Annotated in this window: 23 protein-coding genes and 1 tRNA gene; 14 read left to right on the top strand and 10 right to left on the bottom strand. The window is 38.5% G+C overall.

All coding sequences use genetic code 11. From position 1 onward, the window contains the following. Positions 1-2: 2 nt before the first annotated feature. The 5 genes from pheS to thrS all read right to left on the bottom strand — a co-directional run bounded on the left by pheS (position 3) and on the right by thrS (position 4,593). Positions 3-983, bottom strand: coding sequence for a phenylalanine--tRNA ligase subunit alpha (gene pheS / locus EOK74_RS12920; RefSeq protein WP_133470423.1), 981 nt, complete (start codon positions 981-983; stop codon positions 3-5). Between the two features lie 443 nt (positions 984-1,426). Next, the gene (gene rplT, locus EOK74_RS12915; protein WP_133470422.1) at positions 1,427-1,783 is read right to left on the bottom strand and encodes a 50S ribosomal protein L20; all 357 of its coding nucleotides are present in this window, start codon (positions 1,781-1,783) and stop codon (positions 1,427-1,429) included. A gap of 16 nt (positions 1,784-1,799) precedes the next feature. Then, positions 1,800-1,997 (bottom strand): 50S ribosomal protein L35, encoded by a 198-nt coding sequence (rpmI, locus tag EOK74_RS12910; protein ID WP_133470421.1) that lies wholly within the window; start codon positions 1,995-1,997, stop codon positions 1,800-1,802. Between the two features lie 116 nt (positions 1,998-2,113). Then, on the bottom strand, positions 2,114-2,641 hold the full coding sequence (gene infC / locus EOK74_RS12905; RefSeq protein ID WP_133470420.1) for a translation initiation factor IF-3: 528 nt from the start codon (positions 2,639-2,641) through the stop codon (positions 2,114-2,116). A 38-nt stretch (positions 2,642-2,679) separates the two neighbouring features. Next, entirely contained in the window at positions 2,680-4,593 is a 1,914-nt protein-coding gene (gene thrS, locus EOK74_RS12900; protein ID WP_133470419.1) for a threonine--tRNA ligase, read from the bottom strand. A 177-nt stretch (positions 4,594-4,770) separates the two neighbouring features. On the opposite strand from thrS, the gene EOK74_RS12890 reads away from it, so the two are divergent. From EOK74_RS12890 to EOK74_RS12870, 5 genes are all read left to right on the top strand, one after another. Beyond that, the gene (locus EOK74_RS12890) at positions 4,771-5,412 is read left to right on the top strand and encodes an START domain-containing protein (protein WP_133470418.1); all 642 of its coding nucleotides are present in this window, start codon (positions 4,771-4,773) and stop codon (positions 5,410-5,412) included. A gap of 70 nt (positions 5,413-5,482) precedes the next feature. Beyond that, positions 5,483-6,226, top strand: coding sequence for a pteridine reductase (locus EOK74_RS12885; RefSeq protein WP_133470417.1), 744 nt, complete (start codon positions 5,483-5,485; stop codon positions 6,224-6,226). Between the two features lie 5 nt (positions 6,227-6,231). Beyond that, positions 6,232-7,236 carry a DUF3080 family protein gene (locus EOK74_RS12880; protein ID WP_239024109.1) on the top strand — a complete coding sequence of 335 codons (1,005 nt, stop codon included), beginning with the start codon at positions 6,232-6,234 and terminating at the stop codon, positions 7,234-7,236. A gap of 198 nt (positions 7,237-7,434) precedes the next feature. Then, positions 7,435-7,511: transfer RNA gene (locus EOK74_RS12875), tRNA-Val, on the top strand. Between the two features lie 141 nt (positions 7,512-7,652). Further along, the gene (locus EOK74_RS12870; RefSeq protein WP_133470416.1) at positions 7,653-8,120 is read left to right on the top strand and encodes a c-type cytochrome; all 468 of its coding nucleotides are present in this window, start codon (positions 7,653-7,655) and stop codon (positions 8,118-8,120) included. Between the two features lie 61 nt (positions 8,121-8,181). Here the strand turns inward: EOK74_RS12870 and EOK74_RS12865 are convergent, their stop codons facing one another. Next, positions 8,182-9,021, bottom strand: coding sequence for a cation diffusion facilitator family transporter (locus tag EOK74_RS12865; protein ID WP_133470415.1), 840 nt, complete (start codon positions 9,019-9,021; stop codon positions 8,182-8,184). A 135-nt stretch (positions 9,022-9,156) separates the two neighbouring features. On the opposite strand from EOK74_RS12865, the gene EOK74_RS12860 reads away from it, so the two are divergent. After that, on the top strand, positions 9,157-10,146 hold the full coding sequence (locus EOK74_RS12860) for a 2-hydroxyacid dehydrogenase (RefSeq protein WP_133470414.1): 990 nt from the start codon (positions 9,157-9,159) through the stop codon (positions 10,144-10,146). A gap of 45 nt (positions 10,147-10,191) precedes the next feature. Here EOK74_RS12860 and EOK74_RS12855 read toward each other — a convergent pair whose 3' ends face one another. After that, positions 10,192-10,965 carry a helix-turn-helix domain-containing protein gene (locus EOK74_RS12855; protein ID WP_133470413.1) on the bottom strand — a complete coding sequence of 258 codons (774 nt, stop codon included), beginning with the start codon at positions 10,963-10,965 and terminating at the stop codon, positions 10,192-10,194. Positions 10,966-11,120: 155 nt separating this feature from the next. Here EOK74_RS12855 and EOK74_RS12850 point away from each other — a divergent pair, with 155 nt between their 5' ends. Both EOK74_RS12850 and EOK74_RS12845 read left to right on the top strand, forming a co-directional pair. Next, positions 11,121-12,302, top strand: a complete 1,182-nt coding sequence (locus EOK74_RS12850; protein ID WP_338047276.1) for a two-component system sensor histidine kinase NtrB — start codon at positions 11,121-11,123, stop codon at positions 12,300-12,302. Between the two features lie 11 nt (positions 12,303-12,313). Continuing rightward, positions 12,314-12,949: a response regulator transcription factor gene (locus tag EOK74_RS12845; protein ID WP_133470412.1), complete on the top strand. Its 636-nt coding sequence runs from the start codon at positions 12,314-12,316 to the stop codon at positions 12,947-12,949. A 14-nt stretch (positions 12,950-12,963) separates the two neighbouring features. Here EOK74_RS12845 and EOK74_RS12840 read toward each other — a convergent pair whose 3' ends face one another. The 3 genes from EOK74_RS12840 to EOK74_RS12830 all read right to left on the bottom strand — a co-directional run bounded on the left by EOK74_RS12840 (position 12,964) and on the right by EOK74_RS12830 (position 15,139). Next, the gene (locus tag EOK74_RS12840) at positions 12,964-13,386 is read right to left on the bottom strand and encodes a universal stress protein (protein ID WP_133470411.1); all 423 of its coding nucleotides are present in this window, start codon (positions 13,384-13,386) and stop codon (positions 12,964-12,966) included. Positions 13,387-13,591: 205 nt separating this feature from the next. Continuing rightward, positions 13,592-14,659, bottom strand: a complete 1,068-nt coding sequence (locus EOK74_RS12835; RefSeq protein WP_133470410.1) for a patatin-like phospholipase domain-containing protein — start codon at positions 14,657-14,659, stop codon at positions 13,592-13,594. Between the two features lie 51 nt (positions 14,660-14,710). Next, a complete protein-coding gene (locus EOK74_RS12830) occupies positions 14,711-15,139 on the bottom strand; it encodes a VOC family protein (RefSeq protein WP_239024108.1) in 429 nt (142 codons plus the stop codon). A gap of 181 nt (positions 15,140-15,320) precedes the next feature. Between EOK74_RS12830 and EOK74_RS12825 the strand changes: the two genes are divergently transcribed. The 6 genes from EOK74_RS12825 to EOK74_RS12800 all read left to right on the top strand — a co-directional run bounded on the left by EOK74_RS12825 (position 15,321) and on the right by EOK74_RS12800 (position 18,625). Then, positions 15,321-15,704: an ACT domain-containing protein gene (locus tag EOK74_RS12825; protein WP_133470409.1), complete on the top strand. Its 384-nt coding sequence runs from the start codon at positions 15,321-15,323 to the stop codon at positions 15,702-15,704. Further along, positions 15,704-16,210 carry a PTS sugar transporter subunit IIA gene (locus EOK74_RS12820; RefSeq protein ID WP_133470408.1) on the top strand — a complete coding sequence of 169 codons (507 nt, stop codon included), beginning with the start codon at positions 15,704-15,706 and terminating at the stop codon, positions 16,208-16,210. Before EOK74_RS12825 ends, EOK74_RS12820 begins: the two co-directional genes overlap by 1 nt. A gap of 109 nt (positions 16,211-16,319) precedes the next feature. Next, positions 16,320-16,664, top strand: coding sequence for an ArsC family reductase (locus EOK74_RS12815; RefSeq protein WP_133470407.1), 345 nt, complete (start codon positions 16,320-16,322; stop codon positions 16,662-16,664). After that, complete coding sequence (gene dapE / locus EOK74_RS12810; protein ID WP_133470406.1) at positions 16,661-17,794, top strand: succinyl-diaminopimelate desuccinylase; 1,134 nt, start codon at positions 16,661-16,663, stop codon at positions 17,792-17,794. The genes EOK74_RS12815 and dapE overlap by 4 nt, the downstream gene beginning before the upstream one ends. A 1-nt stretch (position 17,795) precedes the next feature. Beyond that, on the top strand, positions 17,796-18,473 hold the full coding sequence (locus EOK74_RS12805; RefSeq protein WP_133470405.1) for a M15 family metallopeptidase: 678 nt from the start codon (positions 17,796-17,798) through the stop codon (positions 18,471-18,473). After that, the gene (locus EOK74_RS12800) at positions 18,470-18,625 is read left to right on the top strand and encodes a DUF2897 family protein (RefSeq protein WP_133470404.1); all 156 of its coding nucleotides are present in this window, start codon (positions 18,470-18,472) and stop codon (positions 18,623-18,625) included. Before EOK74_RS12805 ends, EOK74_RS12800 begins: the two co-directional genes overlap by 4 nt. Positions 18,626-18,644 lie beyond the last annotated feature (19 nt).

The following is an 18,644-nucleotide window of genomic DNA, read 5'->3' as shown; positions in this document are numbered from 1 at the left end:
ACCTAATTAAACTGCTTGAGGAAACGAAGATCGTTTTCAAAAAAGGCGCGTAAATCATTCACTTCGTAACGCAACATAGTTAAACGCTCGACCCCCATACCAAAAGCAAAACCAGTATAAATTTCTGGATCGATGTTGACCGCTTTCAATACATTGGGATGTACCATGCCGCACCCTAGTACCTCCAACCATTTACCATTTTTACCCATTACATCTACCTCTGCCGAAGGCTCTGTAAATGGAAAGTAGGAAGGACGAAATCTTACTTGTAAATCTCGCTCGAAAAAGTTGTTTAAGAAATCATGTAAAATTCCTTTTAACTCAGCAAAACTTACATTTTTATCAACCATCAAACCTTCTACCTGATGAAACATAGGCGTATGGGTTTGATCATAATCATTTCGATAAACTCGACCGGGAGAAATGATTCGTAATGGCGGCTGCTCGTGTTCCATAGTACGTATTTGTACGCCAGAGGTTTGAGTGCGTAACATAACATCTGGATTAAAATAAAAAGTATCGTGATCCGCTCGTGCAGGATGATTAGCAGGGATATTTAAAGCATCAAAGTTATGGAATCCATCTTCAACCTCAGGGCCCGTTTTAACACTAAAACCTAATTCGCTAAAAAAGCTCTCTATACGATTAATAGTTCGTGTTACAGGATGCAAACCACCTCGAGTTTGGCCTCTACCTGGTAAAGTCACATCTATCGTTTCAGCAGCGAGTTTTTGATTCAATTCTTGGGTACGTAAACTGTCTCCCCTAGCTTGAATAAGCTTTTGAATTTTCTGCTTAGCCATATTAATTTTCTGGCCAGCGGCCGGGCGTTCTTCATTCGACAGTTTACCTAAACCTTTAAGTAGCTCTGTCATCCGACCTTTCTTACCCATAAACTCCACACGCACCCCATCAAGAGTATTTACATCTTGTGCAAGATTTATTTGTGTTTCGGCCTCTTTGATTATGGCATCAAGATCCATAGTTTCCTCGAATTACATTTTATATATTAAGTCAGTTCATAAAAATACAGCACTTGAACAGACATTTTAAGAACCGGTAATTCTACACGAAAGCTATGTAGTCAGGCTATACGAAATATTCGGAAACTACGGATTTTTAAAGCTTTTCTTTTAATAAATTAAATATTTAAAGTTAACTTATGAATGCTATCGTTTGCAGACTTTATGCATACGAAAACATACAAGTCCAATTACTTACATTAGATAATTATTGTTAATCAGTAAGAATGACAAATAGAAGGGTATTACTAAGAACACTGAGTTATCCAATATTAAATAAAGTCGGCGTTTTCTTTCAATAGTGTCAATTGCCTGCTTCTAAATTTTAAGGGCGCAAACAAAAACGGCGAACCATCCTGGTTCGCCGTTTTTGTGAAAGAACTTAAACTTAATTGTTTAAAGAATTAAGCTAATGCACCTTTAGCAGCATCTACTAATGCGCTAAATGCATTTTTATCATGTACCGCAATATCAGCTAAAATCTTACGATCGATTTCAACAGAGGCTTTTTTCAAACCATTGATGAAACGGCTGTAAGACAAACCATTTTGACGAGACGCCGCGTTTATACGTGCAATCCATAATTGACGGAATTGACGTTTACGTTGACGACGGTCACGGTATGCATATTGACCAGCTTTTGTTACTGCTTGTACAGCAACGCGATAAACTCGACTACGAGCTCCATAATAACCTTTGGCTTGCTTTAGTACCTTTTTGTGACGGGCACGTGCAACAACACCACGTTTTACTCTTGCCATTTTCTAGTCTCCTGTCTTAAACGTAAGGTAACATGCGTTGAATCAACGCAGTGTCAGCCACATGGGCTAGTTTTTTGCCACGTAAGTGACGTTTACGCTTAGAACTCTTCTTGGTCAAAATATGACGCAAGTGAGACTGTTTGCTTTTAAAGCGACCAGAAGCGGTTTTTCTAAAACGCTTGGCTGCTCCACTGTTGGATTTCATTTTAGGCATTGCTAAAACTCCGCATTGTTAATGACTTTTTGTTTTGCAGAAACGCAAAGTCTAAGTTTCATGTTTAGCAGCAAGGTGAGATCGGGTGCAGAATCCGAACTACTTGTAAACCTTAACTACTTCTTAATTGGGGCAAGCACCATGATCATCTGACGACCCTCAACCCTATGTGGGAAAGACTCGCAGTTAGCAATATCTTCTAAATCCGCTCTTACACGCTTTAGCTGTTCTATGCCAATTTCTTGGTGCGCCATTTCTCGACCGCGAAAACGTATCGTTACTTTGGCCTTGTCACCCGCTTCTAGAAAGCGACGCAGGTTGCGCAGTTTTACCTGGTAATCGCCTTCATCAGTGCCAGGGCGAAATTTAATCTCCTTGACCTGAATTTGCTTTTGCTTCTTCTTTTGCTCTTTAAGTGTCTTGCTTTTTTCAAACAAGAACTTACCGTAATCCATTACTTTACATACTGGCGGCTCAGCATTAGGGCTAATTTCAACCAAATCTAAATTTGCTTGTTCAGCGGTATTCATGGCTTCTGTTATAGACACAACGCCTAATGGTTCACCATCTTTACCTACCAAACGAACTTCATTTACAGTAATTTCTTCATTGATTCGAGCCTTGTTCGAATCTTTAGCCTTCATGTTAGCGCCTTTAATATGTTATTCCTCCAAAAGATTAATCAAATAGCTTTGCTGTTGACTTCTAACATGGCCATATCTATAAACTCATCTATAGACATTTTCCCGAGGTCATCACCTTTACGCGAACGTACTGCGATTTCCCCACTTTCCATCTCTTTATCGCCAACAACAAGCAAATATGGGACACGCCTAAGCGTGTGCTCGCGGATTTTAAAGCCTATCTTCTCATTTCTCAAGTCCGACTTAGCCCTAAATCCACTTTCTTTTAACTTTTTCACTACTTTATTCGAATAATCAGCCTGTTTATCAGTAATATTCATCACAACGGCTTGTGTTGGAGCCAACCATAATGGAAACAGCCCAGAATATTCTTCAATCAAAATTCCGATAAATCGTTCTAATGATCCCAAAATAGCTCTGTGGATCATTACTGGAACTTTACGTTCACCATCTTCAGCGACATAGGTAGAACCTAAACGCCCAGGCATAGAAAAATCAAGTTGTACTGTACCGCATTGCCAAGCTCTATCTAGACAGTCGTGTAGTGTGAATTCAATCTTCGGACCATAGAAAGCACCTTCACCTGGCAGATATTGGAAATCAATACCTTTTGAGGATAGCGCTTCTGCTAATTCTTTTTCTGCCTTGTCCCACATTTCTTCACTACCCACTCGCTTTTCAGGTCGAGTTGACAGTTTTACAGAAATATCTTCGAAACCAAATATTTTGTAAATTTCATATACAGAATCAATACAACCGCCGACTTCTTGCAAAATTTGCTCTTCTGTACAGAAAATATGAGCATCATCTTGAGTAAAGCCACGTACACGCATCAAACCGTGTAATGCACCAGAAGGTTCATTACGATGACAACAGCCAAACTCAGCCATACGCAGTGGTAAATCACGGTAAGACTTCAAACCTTGATTAAAGATTTGTACATGACCCGGGCAGTTCATCGGCTTAACAGCATATTCTCGTTTTTCTGACGTAGTAGTGAACATGTTTTCAGCATACTTATCCCAGTGGCCAGATTTCTCCCAAAGAGATCTGTCCATCATAAGAGGGGCTTTCACTTCTTGGTAATCATATTCATGTAATTTGCTACGTACGAATTTTTCTAATTCTGTATAAATACTCCAACCATCATTATGCCAAAAGACCATTCCAGGCGCTTCTTCTTGCCAGTGAAATAAATCTAAGGCCTTACCTATTTTACGGTGGTCTCGCTTTTCAGCTTCTTCTAAACGATTTAAGTAGGCTTTTAATTGCTTTTTATCAGCCCAAGCAGTCCCGTATATACGTTGCAACATTTTATTGTCACTATCACCACGCCAATAAGCACCTGCCACTTTCATTATTTTAAAGTGTTGGCAAAAACGCATGTTAGGTACATGGGGACCACGGCACATATCGATATATTCTTCATGATGATACAGACCTGGCTTGTCATCTTTATCAATATTTTCATCAAGAATTTGAATTTTGTAGGTTTCTCCACGAGCTTCAAATGCATCACGGGCTTCTTGCCAGCTCACCACTTTTTTAACTACCGGATAACTAGTCTTAGCTAATTGCAGCATGCGCTTTTCTATTTTTAACAAGTCGTCATCATTTAACGAATGTTCCATATCGATATCGTAGTAAAAGCCATTATCAATAGTTGGACCAATAGCCATTTTTACATCTGGATAAAGCTGTTTAATTGCATGACCAATTAAATGCGCACAAGAGTGACGGATAATCTCAAGACCATCTTCATCTTTTGCTGTGATAATTTGTAACTTTGCGTCTTGTTCGATTAGGTCACAAGCATCAACACGGACACCATCAACTTTACCGGCTATAGTAGCTTTAGCTAAACCAGGGCCTATATCGTTAGCAACATCAAGTACAGAAACTGCGTGATCAAATTGGCGTTGACTGCCATCGGGAAGAGTAATTACGGGCATATAGAATCCTTAATGCAGTGGTGACACCTACCAAGCGCCACATGCGAATATATTGAATCAGCTTTAAACTATTAAACCGATTGATAAAAATAAAAAACACCCAAAAAAGGGTGCTTATAACAAATACGCTCTGCTACTATCAAAGCGGCACATATTATAACGAGATAAGGTTTATCGATGCAATGCTCAACATCAAAAACAGTGACATACCTAATACTCTTAATATGCGCAATTTTTTGTAGTCAAACATATGCAGAGACTTGGGACCTTAAAAAACAAAAACATAATGTTAGCGTTTATAGTCAAAAAACTGCTTCTGGATACAACCAAGTCCTTGCAACAACACAAGTACATGCACATCCTTTGGCATTAATAGCATTATTTGATGATATCGAAGCTTGCCCGGAGTGGATCCACAACTGTATTAAAGTCGAAATATTAGAAAAAGTATCGGCTACCGAAAGTCTAGTGAATACGTTTTTTGGTGCCCCATGGCCGGTTAAAGATCGTGACATGGTGACCTATTCTACCATTTCTTATATAGAAGACTCGGTAATAATAGAACTTACGGATAAAAGCTCCCTAATCCCGGCCCATCCAAAATTTGTTAGGATGAAAAACATGCAGGGTACTTGGAAAGCGACCCCTATCTCAAAGGGTGTGACTGAAATAAGCTACCAAGGCGGCGGGGATCCAGGAGGTAAGTTACCAGCGTTTTTAGCTAATAGAGAGTTGGTTGATTCTCTGTATAACACTTTACTTAATCTCCAAAACATAATGCCTTTAGACAAGTATCAGCCAAAGAATATTCAACCTTAGTGATCCCTCTCTAGTCTTTACCTTTATTCAAATATATCCTTCTATTTTCTCCTTGAGTAAGTAACATTTAATGAAAGACAAAGTTACCTTTATTACAGGCAGTGCCAAACGAATAGGCGCACATACAGCAAAATACCTGCATTCATTGGGCTCAAAAATCGTAATTCATTTTGATAAATCAAAGTCAGAAGCAGAAGCCCTTAGTCAGCAACTGAATAAAATTAGGCCTAATTCAACAGCGCTTGTACAAGGAAGCTTATCGGATATAAATGCAGTAGAGGCGATTGGTCAACAAGCCATTGATGCCTTTGGTCGATTAGATGTACTGATTAATAACGCATCATCTTTTTACCCTACACCAATAGGCAGTATTTCTGCAGATGACTGGCACAGCTTAGTGGGCAGTAACATGCAGGGACCATTATTTTTGTCTCAATATTGCGCAAATACATTAGCACTAAATAGTGGAGTGATTATCAATATGGTGGACATTCATGCTGCTAAACCCTTAAAAAACCACACCTTGTATTGCATGGCAAAATCGGCGCTTGTTACTATGACCCAATCATTGGCCATCGAATTAGCCCCAAAAATAAGAGTAAACGGGATCGCCCCCGGCGCAATATTGTGGCCAGAAACCCAATTAAAAGAAGAAGATAAGCACCAAATTTTAGAACAAATACCTGCACAGCGATTAGGACAAATGCAAGATATCGCCCATGCGATTGGCTTTTTAGTTGAAGCGACTTATGTTACTGGTCAAATTATTGCTGTTGATGGAGGACGCAGTTTATCTTCAAATACAAAAGGTTAGTCAATTTGATAAAAGCAATAATACTTGCTGGATTAGGATTCACCTTATTGTCTTGCACGCCAAGCAATACAATAGAAGATCACCTGTATGATTACTCAACACGTATGGCAAATATACTCGAAGTAGAACAAGCTCAACTAGCTCAGGTAAGCCTTCCGCCCTACCCAAAAATAAACACATTGAAGCAAAGTATCCCTTCCACCACCATAAAACTCACTGACTTTTATGGCCTCAAGCATTGTGAACTATATTCTTTAGTAGCGGAGCGAAATACTGTTCTGGGGCGCATACAACTCCCATCTACACGTTATATTTACGAAACAAAGCTATTAAAGGCATTACAAACCTGTTTGTCTGAAACCACAAATCCTCAATTACAATCCAAACTATCGCAATGGCTATCACTAAAAGAGCAACAACTTCCAAAAGTATGGGCCAACCTGGTTCAAACAAGTACCGAAATAAAACATGGATTATCAACAAACACAGGCTTTATTCATGGGACACCTAATGATGGTTTAAATGAAACCAAAGCCGCTTTACATTATTTAATGGAGCTTTCAGCCCCCACAGTAAGCGAACAATCACAAATAGAACACTATCTTAAACAGTTATTAGATACCCCTTTGCCAGCTCAAATTTGGCATACCCAATTATTACTAAGCAATCATCTTGAACAACTAACCCATTGGTTAACAATAAATGAGTCGAAATTAGGGTGTGATACTCCCCCTAAAAAACAAAAACTTGAATACCTAACCAATGTATTCAGACTATTTTTTATAGAAAAAATACAGCCTATCGCTGGGCAATTAAATCATTATCACTATCAGCTCACACCAATAATTAAAGAGCTAGTAAACCACCCTCACCTCTCTCCAAGCTTTAAACAATATATTCACACCCAACACACTTTAGGGTTTGTGGAATATTCAAACGCAATGACACAACATTTAACGTTTTGGCAAGAGCTATTCAAAAACTGCAATATAGCGCCACAGCAAATTTAGCCATTGATTTAAGTCCAATTATTTTAAAGTTGATCTTAAAAATACGATTTATAGCTAGCGGCGCCAGGGCTAATAGTAAAGAATTGTATGAATGCTGCTCGATTAAACCTATAGAGATAAAAAAGGCTTGCAGAGTAATTAAGGCATAGTTATCATACGCGCCGCTTCAAAGCACAGTCTTAAAGCGTCTATATCAATACAACCGTAGCTCAGCTGGTTAGAGCACCACCTTGACATGGTGGGGGTCGGTGGTTCGAGTCCACTCGGTTGTACCAATCTGAATAAACTCTCATTAACTTAAACAGCCTTTTTTCTTAGTAAATTGACATACATCAATAAACTACCATGCTTGCTTTCCCAAGATGCCTATCTGCAACTATGGTTATCTCTTCTGTCATCAAAAGAAGTTGCATAAAATGAAATTAATACGATTTATTATTATTTTTACGATATTTCTAGGTATTAGTGCTTGTGAGTTTGGTCCTGAATCTCCCAAGGGATTTAGTTTACCTAAAGGTGATATAGTTGCTGGAGAAAAAGTATTTATGAAATATAAATGCTTAGCGTGTCATTCATTAGAAGGGTATCAAGACAAAACTTTGGTTAAGGAGTTTGACACTCCAGTACTTCTAGGTGGAACCTCATCTATCGTTAAGACCTATGCTCAACTTGTCACGTCAGTTATCAACCCTTCACATAAACTGGTACCAAGGAACAACAATTTAGATGAAAAGGTAGTTAATCCCGATGGTACTTCCAAGATGAGAGTTTTTAACGATGTTATGACAGTACAAGAGCTCATTGATCTAATTGCTTTTTTGCAACCTAAATATAAAGTTGAGCCAATCAATTATACTCATTATGGTCAATATAGAGTCCTATAACATCAAATTTATTATTTTTGCTACATTTGAATTTAACCGATTTATTCTCTAGCAATCACTATTAATGTTGGTCTGGCTCGATATGTACCATAACATCTTGGATATCGAAGTTTTCTGCTAAAACTTGTTCAATAGAGTCAGCAATTTTGTGGGATTCTATTGTACTTAAACTTGCAGAAACTGTAACTGACACGTCGGCTATCTGTCCCTTCCCTGAATCACGAGAACGAACATTTAGGACTGTATTAACCGCGGGGATTTTTTCAATGGCTGCCATTAATTCTCCACGACCAAACTGACTTTGGTCTACAAGTATTGGTATGGCACGTTTGAAAAGAGAAAACGCCAAGTAAAAGATAATACTAGCGACAATCATGGCAAACACACTATCAACCCAAAAATAGCCTAACGCTGCGAGTTGCCAACCAACAATCACAGCAATACTGGTCATGACATCAGACAATGTATGACTTGCATCTGCTTTCAACAAATCTGAATTGAGACGTCTCGCCCAATAACCTTCCCATAGCGTCAACCCAATATTAAGCACTACAGTAGTCATCAGTATAATTAAACCTAACTTACTTTGGGTGACTGGCTCACCAAAGCGCTTAACTGCACTGACCAAAACCTCAAAGGCCACAACGACAAGTAAAGAGGCTAAAACGAATATAGCTAATTGCTCAAATTTTTGATGACCATAGGGGTGATCATCATCAGCTGGAGTCTGAGCAATCTTAACTGCTAGCCAAGCAAAAATATTGTTCGCCAAATCTGCTAAAGAGTGGATAGCATCTGCGACAATAACCGCTGATCCAGTACTTAGACCTACTGCGAACTTGCTTATGGAAATAATGGCATTAACACACCCTTCAACTAATAGTACTTTTCTAACATTCATAATACGTCACCTATACACGAACTGTGAAACACCCCAAATACATTTTCTTGTTGATTTAAGTCAATGAGACAATATGAACTAGATGTATGATACGGCTCAACCGTTTAGTTTAACTACAACATACAAGAGAGAAAAATGAAAATTGCTTTTTATAATACCAAGCAGTATGACCAAGAATATTTTGACAAAGCCAATCAAAAATCTGGACATGAAATACATTATCTATCTTGTCACTTAAATAAAGAGACTGCGTCTTTAGTTCAAGATGCAAAAGTGGTGTGCGCTTTTATCAATGATACTTTAGACGCAGATGTACTTACTACTTTAAAAGATAAAGGCGTTGAGTTAATCGCACTGCGTTCGGCCGGCTTTAACCATGTAGATTTACCTAGCGCGAAAAGACTTAATTTACCCGTGGTTCGAGTTCCTGCTTATTCTCCTTATTCTATTGCCGAACACGCTGTAGGTTTGTTACTTTGTTTAAACCGAGGTATACACCGGGCCTTTAACCGAACTCGCGAAGGAGATTTTTCAATTAGCAACTTGATGGGATTTGACCTTCACAATAAAACCATAGGCGTAATTGGTACCGGAAAAATAGGTCAAGCATTTGTAAAAATCATGAATGGTTTTGGATGTGAAATACTAGCATATGACCCCTTTCCAAGCGATGACTGCACAAAATTAGGGGCACGTTATGTGTCACTCGAAGAAATATATACTCAGGCCAACGTAGTGTCATTACACTGTCCTTTAACGCCTGAAACACATCATTTAATAAATGAAGCGGCTCTTGAAAAAATGCAAGATGGTGTATCTATCATTAATACTAGCCGCGGCAAATTAGTTGATAGTAAAGCCATGATCCACGCTCTTAAAAAAGGCAAGGTGGGCTTAATAGGTTTAGATGTATACGAAGAAGAAGAAACCCTGTTTTTTGAAGACTTATCCGCTCGAGGCATTCAAGATGATGTACTAGCAAGATTAACAAGCTTCCCTAATGTTATTATAACCAGCCATCAAGGGTTCTTTACCCATGAAGCTATGCTAAATATCGCAGAAACCACCATAGCCAATATCAATCAGTTCGAACTTGATGGAAGTATACAGAATAACGTGACCTAAACAGATTTATGCTTAGGTCTAAGTAATACTTTTCGCTATGAGTTATTAATGGGATGCTGAAACTTGGCTTGTAAAACCTTTACTCATTAATGGAATAAAGTGTTTAGACATGGCTTTTTCATCATTTAAGCAATCTTGCAACCTTGAGAAATCAACGATACTAATGTTGCGTTTGTTTACTTCTATGATGTGATCTTTTTGCAATTGTGTTAACTGACGACTTACAGTTTCAACAGCCATACCTAGATAATTGGCAATATCCACACGGCTCATACTCAAATCGAAATTATGACTGGATAACCCACGACTCTCAAACTTATTAGATAAATTAAGTATAAATGACGCAAACTTTTGACTGGCATTCATGCAATGGGCATTAAGTAAAAACTTATCGTCATCGTTAAGGGCTTGGCTCATACCTTGTAATAAATTGTACCTAATACTCTGAGAGTTAGCCATGGCGGCGTCTAACTCACTAAAAGCAATACGGCAAACACTGCTAGTTTCTAAAAATTTCAAAGTTTGACTATGGGCACCTTTTTCAAACCCATCTAGTCCTAGTAAGTCACCTGGAAAATAAAATCCAGTGATTTGTTCTTGGCCAGTCCCAGACAACAATGATGATTTAACTGAACCAGACCGTAAAATATAAATAGCGTCGAATCTCTCACCATCTCTAAACAATGCATCTGATTTATGAAATATCTTATGAGATCTCACTTTTACGTTAACCTTACTATCACATGCTTTTTCTATACACATAGCTGACATAGAACATTTTTGGCACAATGATGATTGTTGAGCAACATATTGAGACATTTTACACTCCTCGGATTAATGTTATAAATTGACTGCCCTTGATTAAGATCAGCCTTTAGATAAATACTAGCGGTAAGCTTTGAGCTGATATATTCGTTATTCTGCGTAAATTATTTCGGTTAATACCTAGTTTTCCCTATTTAGGAGCGTTTTATTTGAAAAATATCGATCCAACTAGCCTTCACAAACCCAATCCACTTGATACCAATGCACAGTTTCTAGCCTTACTCGATGCAGCTGTTGATGCAATGATAGTAATAGATCATCTGGGTTCTATTGAGGTTTTTAACCATGCAGCAGAAAGAATGTTTGGATATCAAGCAACAGAAGTCATTGGTGAAAACGTTCGAGTTTTAATGCCACAACCCTATCAAGATGCTCACGACGGCTATTTAGAGCATTTCAATCATACCCGCCAAGCTCGCATAATTGGTATTGGCCGTGAAGTAAAAGCTCAAAAACGTAGTGGTGAAATTTTCCCTATTGAGCTGTCGGTTGGCGAAGTCAAGAAATCTAGCCATCCACAATTTGTTGGTATCATTCGAGATATTAGTGATCGTATGAAGGTACAAGCAGATTTAAATGAAAGTCGAGAAAGGTTAGCCCAATTTACTAGGTTAAGTACTATGGGCGAAATGGCTGCAGGCATTGCCCATGAGATCAACCAACCCCTTACAGCAATCACTAGTTACTCACAAGCCTGCCGAAACTTTATTGAGCAATATCAACCAAAATCTGATGACCCATCATTAGTTAAGGTTAAAGCTACCTTAGACAAAATTAGTGCTCAAACCCACCGCGCTAGCGAAGTAATAAGCCGTCTTAGAAATTTTGTAAAAAAAGGACAGGTTATTCGAACCACTGTTAACTTAAGCTCCTTAATAAAAAACACCCTAAATTTAGCTGAGATAGACACCCGCATACTAGAGCATGGCATTAAATTAAAGCTTTCAAATGACCCACGTCCTATGGTTAATATTGACGATATTCAAATACAACAAGTATTATTTAATTTAATAAACAACGCCATAGATTCTCTTCAAGGGCGCCCTTCTGCGGCTATTCAGATCAGTACTCATTGGGCGGGCGAAAAAAATATAGAAGTATCAGTAAAAGACTTTGGCGTCGGGATAAGCAAAGAACAAGAATCGTCCTTATTTTTACCCTTTTTCACCACTAAAGCATCTGGAATGGGAGTTGGTTTATCTATTAGTCAAACTATCATTGAAGCCCATGGGGGCAAACTTACCTATCTTAAAGGTGAGCCATTTGGCAGTATATTTACCTTTACTTTGCCTGCTACTGGTGCCAAAACCTTACCTCACATTGAAAAATAGTAATAAAAAATATGACTACTACCCCACAAGGCCTGACAGATTCACTAGTTCATTTAATTGACGATGACGAAGCCGTTCTTGACTCCATCAGTTTATTGTTAGATTCAATGTCAATTGCCAACAAAACTTACCCTAATGCCATTGCTTTTCTGGAAGCCTATGATGAGAATGACTTTGCCATTTTAGCTGGGTGTATAGTATTGGACATAAGGATGCCCGGGATGAGTGGCATGGAATGTCAGCAAAAACTAAAAACACTGGACTGTCATTTGCCGATAATTTTTTTATCTGGCCATGGTGATGTGCCATTAGCAGTTGAAGCTATGAAACAAGGTGCAGTGGAATTTATTCAAAAACCATTTAGAGAACAAGCACTGTTAGATTGTATTCAACATGTATTAGCCAATAATCAAGCTAGCCAAACTGAGGTGTTGCAACAAGTACAAATACAAAAACGTGCAGACACTTTAACTAAAAGAGAAAAACAAATAATGGAAAAAGTGATCGCCGGTCACGCCAACAAATTTATCGCCAACGAATTAAATTTAAGCCAACGTACCATAGAAATCCACCGGGCTAATGTAATGGAAAAAATGCAAGCCAAATCCTTAGCAGAGCTTGTAGTTATGGGCTTATCTTGCCATTAGCGTAGTTGTAACCTTTATATTTTAACAGCTAAAACGTCACATTTAGCACCATGTAAAACAGCATTTGCCGTTGAGCCTAATAGTAATTTCAAACCACTTTTACCATGGGTGCCTACGACAATTAAATCAGCCTCTAACCTTTCCGCAAGAGCATGGATCTCATCCGCAGGATCACCAATGGGGGCAAATACTTGGTCATCAGGAATATCGTGTTTCTGAGCTAAAGTCACTAGCGCTTCATTAGCATTTTTTTGGTTATCACTGATAAAGTCGGTTCCTAAGGAATACCCATAAGATTCGAAATATAGTTGCGGTAACGTAGCATAAATCAAGGTTAAATCTTCGGGGCTATTAGCGAGCTTTTTAGCACGTTCCAATACTTTTTGATGTTCTGAAAAAATATCAATTGCCACAATAACTTTTTTATAATGGTCCATATCCCCATACCTTTAAGTTGATTTTATCCAGTTAAAACTACTGATCTGTAAAATGAACCATTACATCTAGTAGTTTAATCATTTGTATGTCGGTTATTTAAGAGTATTGAGAAAAATGTGTATTGATCCACATCAAAATAACGGCAGTCACTAAAAATTAATGACTAATCAATAGCTAATTTCTCAGTCATAGAATAATTAACCTTTAGAGAAACTCGAACGGTTTTACATGTTCAATTATTGTTTGCGATTCATACAGCTTTGCAAATGTTTGCCCTAGGCGGTCACTTTGATTGATTACCGTCTCCCAATAAGGGATCCGCTGTTCAACTGGCATAGTTTCAAAGTCTTTTCTATCGGGTATCTTGGCGTATGGTAACTGGCTTATAAACTCTTCAGATGGCACTAACATTACCACATCATCGTAACTTGTATTATGGGGCAAACGTTTTTTCAAAGACTTATCAAACCAGCCTGGTATGGGACGTCTATTAAAGTGTGGATAAAGTACCAAGCCCTTTTCAGGCCCAAAATTAAGATCAAAGTGATAATCTATAATCCCCCCATCACGATACATCCCTTTTGGGGCATTTTGAATATTTTGCACACCCTCGATAATCAGGGGTATTGATCCTGAAGCCATCAAAGCTTTAGGTAAATTACCAGCAGATAATGGCACCCAATAAGATGGCATCCCATAGGGATCAGAAATAGTTAACTGACTCCCCGGCGCAGAAAAAACATAACGCTGATAAAATTTATTTAACCAGCGACGTGTTATAGCATTGGCGCCAGCACTAGCAATGAGCCCAGTTAACTGCAAAGATTTAGATTCAAATTGGGTTAACCCTTTACATTTAGCCACTATAAAATGCGCTTTCACTATAGGGTTGTTTACTATTTCTTGCACGCCAGTATTACCTAAAACGTAATCAAGCAGAGCGGTACCTTTATCAGTAATCTCTTTGGCTGTGGGTTTATCTGAGTAAGTTGTCGTGGAATAACGTTGTGCTAAGCGATTTATAGCTGAAACAGGATCTTGCTGTGCAAAACAAGCAAATCTAAACGCTCCTGCAGAAGATCCAATTATATCTATAGGTTTAGTCCGGCCCTTAAAGAATTCTGAAAAAATATAACGGTCTAATCCTGCTAATACAAACCATTTAGGCCCACCAGATGCGCCAAGCATATAGTCAAATAAATCTGTGTGAAAGCCTTCACGTTTAATCCTACTCAAGGCATGTTTGCCTGCATAAATATTTAATAAACTCATTTATCAACAACTTCTATTCTAATAATGTGCATAACTATATTTGTAATAAAACTAATCCTGCTCATCATAAATGACACATACCGCACCAGCGGGATCTTCAATAACAACATAATTGCTAGAATCACTGAGTTTTTTCACTTCAGTTAAGACTTTACCGCCTTGTATAGAAACCTGTTTTAGTGATTCATCTAAATGCGCTACTTTTACATACATTAACCATTGAGCTGGTAACCCTGTATTAGGGCCTTTAGCGTGACAAATACCCGCTACACCGGAGTCATCGCTTGGTGTTTGCATGACATAATCATCGTATTCCCCCATGCTTACGGGTAATGATCCCCACCCCACTACAGATCGATAAAAGGCAGCTACATTTGTTGCATTATCAACCGTTAGATCCCGCCATGTGATACTGCCGACTTCCGCTTTATTTATAGTATATCTCCAGTTTATAGAAACAAACGCTGTAAAATACAGCATTCGTTTTATTATCGGGTATTTTACAACCAGTAGTAATTTTCCTATATATATCAGCTTATTAAACACTATATAAACAGTACTCAACAGACTTATCCACAGATTACGTGGATAAAGCCAACTTGACATAACAACTAGCGACTGGTTTCCTACTGTTATAAATAAATTTACCCATTAAATTTTTATGCCTAAACAAACACTAGCGATCTTGCCAGAGATCTTCGTCATCCATAGTTTGCCAGATGATGCCACAATACCTGCCGAGGTGTTTAAAGCACCTGTATATTTTATTGGTAAAACTAACGAAGAATTATCATTAGTCGTACCTGAAACGATTAAAATTGATAGCGATGATAAAGATAGTGGCTGGATAGCTCTTGAAGTACTAGGGCCACTGAACTTGAGCATGGTTGGGATCATGTCACAAATTGGCGGCGTATTAGCGGCCGCGAAAGTGAGTATTTTCGTGCTGTCAACTTTTGAGACAGACTTCTTTTTAGTAAAGCAAAACGACCTAGAAACAGCATCTGCTGCTTTAATTGAAAGTGGATATAAAGTTCAAAAATAATGGGACTATATAACCGTTTAATCACCCCAGACAATATACCCAAGCATTCTAAAACCTTTGACATATTGAGCCCGTTAAATGGCAAGGTTGTCACCTTGGATAGCGTCCCAGAACCTATTTATACGCAGCGCCTGTTTGGAGAGGGCGTGGCAATTGCGCCATCTGGCTATCAAGTTTTTGCTCCATTTACAGGAAAAATGCTTTATTTTCCTGAGTTGGCCTGCCAAATGCGTTTTAAGGCAATAAATGGACTACAACTTCAAATTCAACTAGGAATGGACTCACACCTTATGATGGCTGAAGGCTTCAAGCGATTGGTAAAAGAAGGTGAAACATTTGAACAAGGTCAAGTTATTGCTGAGTTTGCCATCCACAAAATGAAAAACACCTTAGCGAGTACCTTGTGTCCCATTACCATATTAAATAGTGAAAAGGTAAAAGGCGTGCAAGCCTTCTATTATTCAGTAAGGGCTAAAGAAGACAAAATAATGAGTGTTTATATCTAAAAATATTTATTAGTATAACTACAATTAAAATGGTCATCACAACCTCTTTACCTACCTGCCATTTTCTCGCTATAGTCCATCTTCAAACGATTTTATCAATTAGGAAACCATGACCACTCTATTTGGCATAAAGAATTGCGACACCATTAAAAAGGCCAGAAATTGGCTTACTGCACAAAATATTGAGTTTACTTTTCACGATTATAGAAAAGATGGTTTAGAGGCTGAATGGCTAAATAAAGCCGAACAAGCCCTTGGCTGGGAACAAATGCTAAATAAGCGTGGCACCACATTTCGGCAATTAAGCGATGAACAAAAACAAAACATTAACAAAGATAATGCGATGAAACTTATGCTTGAACATCCGGCCATGATAAAACGGCCCATATTGTTTCATAAGGATTCTTATTTTATTGGCTTTAAACCCGATCAATACTCAGAGGTATTTGCATGAGCCATAATGTAATAGATTTAACGAAGAACCTAATTAACCGTCAGTCGGTTACTCCCAAAGATGCTGGATGTCAGGACTTAATGGCTAGCATTTTAAAACCACTAGGTTTTGTGGTTGAAGATTTAACTTTTGCTGACACTAAGAATATTTGGGCCAGAAAAGGCACCGAATCACCGGTTTTTTGTTTTGCCGGACATACAGATGTGGTGCCATCTGGCCCCGCTGAAAGTTGGCAAACCCCCCCTTTTAAAGCTACTGAAGTCGATGGCTACCTGCATGGTCGTGGAGCTGCAGATATGAAAGGTAGTTTGGCTGCAATGTTAGTAGCTACTGAAAACTTCGTTAAGAATAATCCCGATCACAAAGGTTCAGTTGCCTTTCTAATTACCAGTGATGAAGAAGGTCCTTTCATCAATGGTACAACTAAGGTGATAGATACCTTAGAAGCCCGCAACGAGAAAATTACTTGGTGCTTAGTAGGAGAGCCTTCTAGCACTGATGAAGTGGGTGATATAGTTAAAAATGGTCGCCGAGGCTCTTTGACAGGGGATCTAGTAGTAAAGGGTATTCAAGGCCATGTAGCCTATCCACACTTAGCTAAAAACCCTATACATGACTCATCATTAGCCTTTGCAGAATTGGCCAATACACAATGGGATAATGGCAATGAATCATTCCCGCCAACAAGCTTTCAAATATCAAATATTCATGCAGGAACAGGTGCAGGTAATGTAATACCTGGATCGTTAGACGCGTGCTTTAATTTTAGGTTTTCAACAGAAGTAACTGATCAAGAGTTAATAGATAGAGTCACTCACATACTAGATTCTCACAAACTAGATTACAAAATTGACTGGACATATAATGGCCAACCCTTTTTAACAGACTCTGGAGATTTGGTTGAGGCGACTCAACAAGCAATAAAACACTGTACTGGTCGTGAAACAGTTCTATCCACGGCCGGCGGAACTTCTGATGGACGCTTTATAGCACCAACTGGAGCACAAGTAATAGAGTTAGGCCCGGTCAATGCCACTATTCATAAGATAGATGAATGTGTGAAAATGTCTGATTTAGAAACACTAGCAGAAATCTATGAAGACATATTGCAACGCTTGTTAGGGGCATAGCGTGATAACCCAAGCGCAAATTTTAGGCAAAGACGAAAGCCAGCTAGTCAAATTAGCCGATGGTTTTCTAATTTTGCCTAAAGTCGCAGAGGCCTTCAACGCGCTGCAGCAGGCTGCAAAAGTTGATTCCATAGACATCCAAATAGCCAGTAGTTATCGCAGTTTTGATAGACAAAAACGTATTTGGGATAATAAATGGTCTGGTAAGACTCAGCTACTAGATGCAAATGAAAATCCAATTGACGCTAGTACGTTAACAGATTGGCAAAAAATTCAGGCCATTTTAACTTGGTCTGCTCTGCCTGGGGCCAGTCGTCATCATTGGGGCACAGATTTAGATGTTTACGACAAAACAAAAATTGATGAGTCTGGTAGCCCTTTACATCTAGTTTGTAGTGAATATGATGAAAACGGCCCCTGTTTTGAGCTCAGTCAATGGTTAGCAAAATACGCTGCTGACTTTGGATTTATTCGTCCCTACTCTGTTTATAAAGGTGGAATTGCCCGTGAACCTTGGCATTTAAGTTACAAAGATTTATCAGAGCCTATTATTAAACAGTTAAGTCCAGAAATGTTGCTTGCCACATTGAAGCAATCACAGGTATTAGGACTAGCAGCTCTAGTGAAAAACATGCCAGAAATATACTCTCGCTTCGTATTAAATCAGGGGAAACCATGAATATTTGGATCGTTGTTGCCGTCATCACCTTAGTACTAGGATTAATCATAGGCAACATTTTGCTACTGAAGCAAAGCGCTAATCAAGAGCTATCAAAACCCACCAAAGACAACAACGAATCTTACGATAGGTTTGAAGACAAAGATGACTAAATAAGTTTATAACAATACT

Origin of the sequence: Paraglaciecola marina, from assembly GCF_004360155.1 — a bacterium.
GTDB lineage: Bacteria > Pseudomonadota > Gammaproteobacteria > Enterobacterales > Alteromonadaceae > Paraglaciecola > Paraglaciecola marina.
Note: the sequence above shows the minus strand (reverse complement) of the source record. Positions and strands in the feature narration are given on the sequence as shown.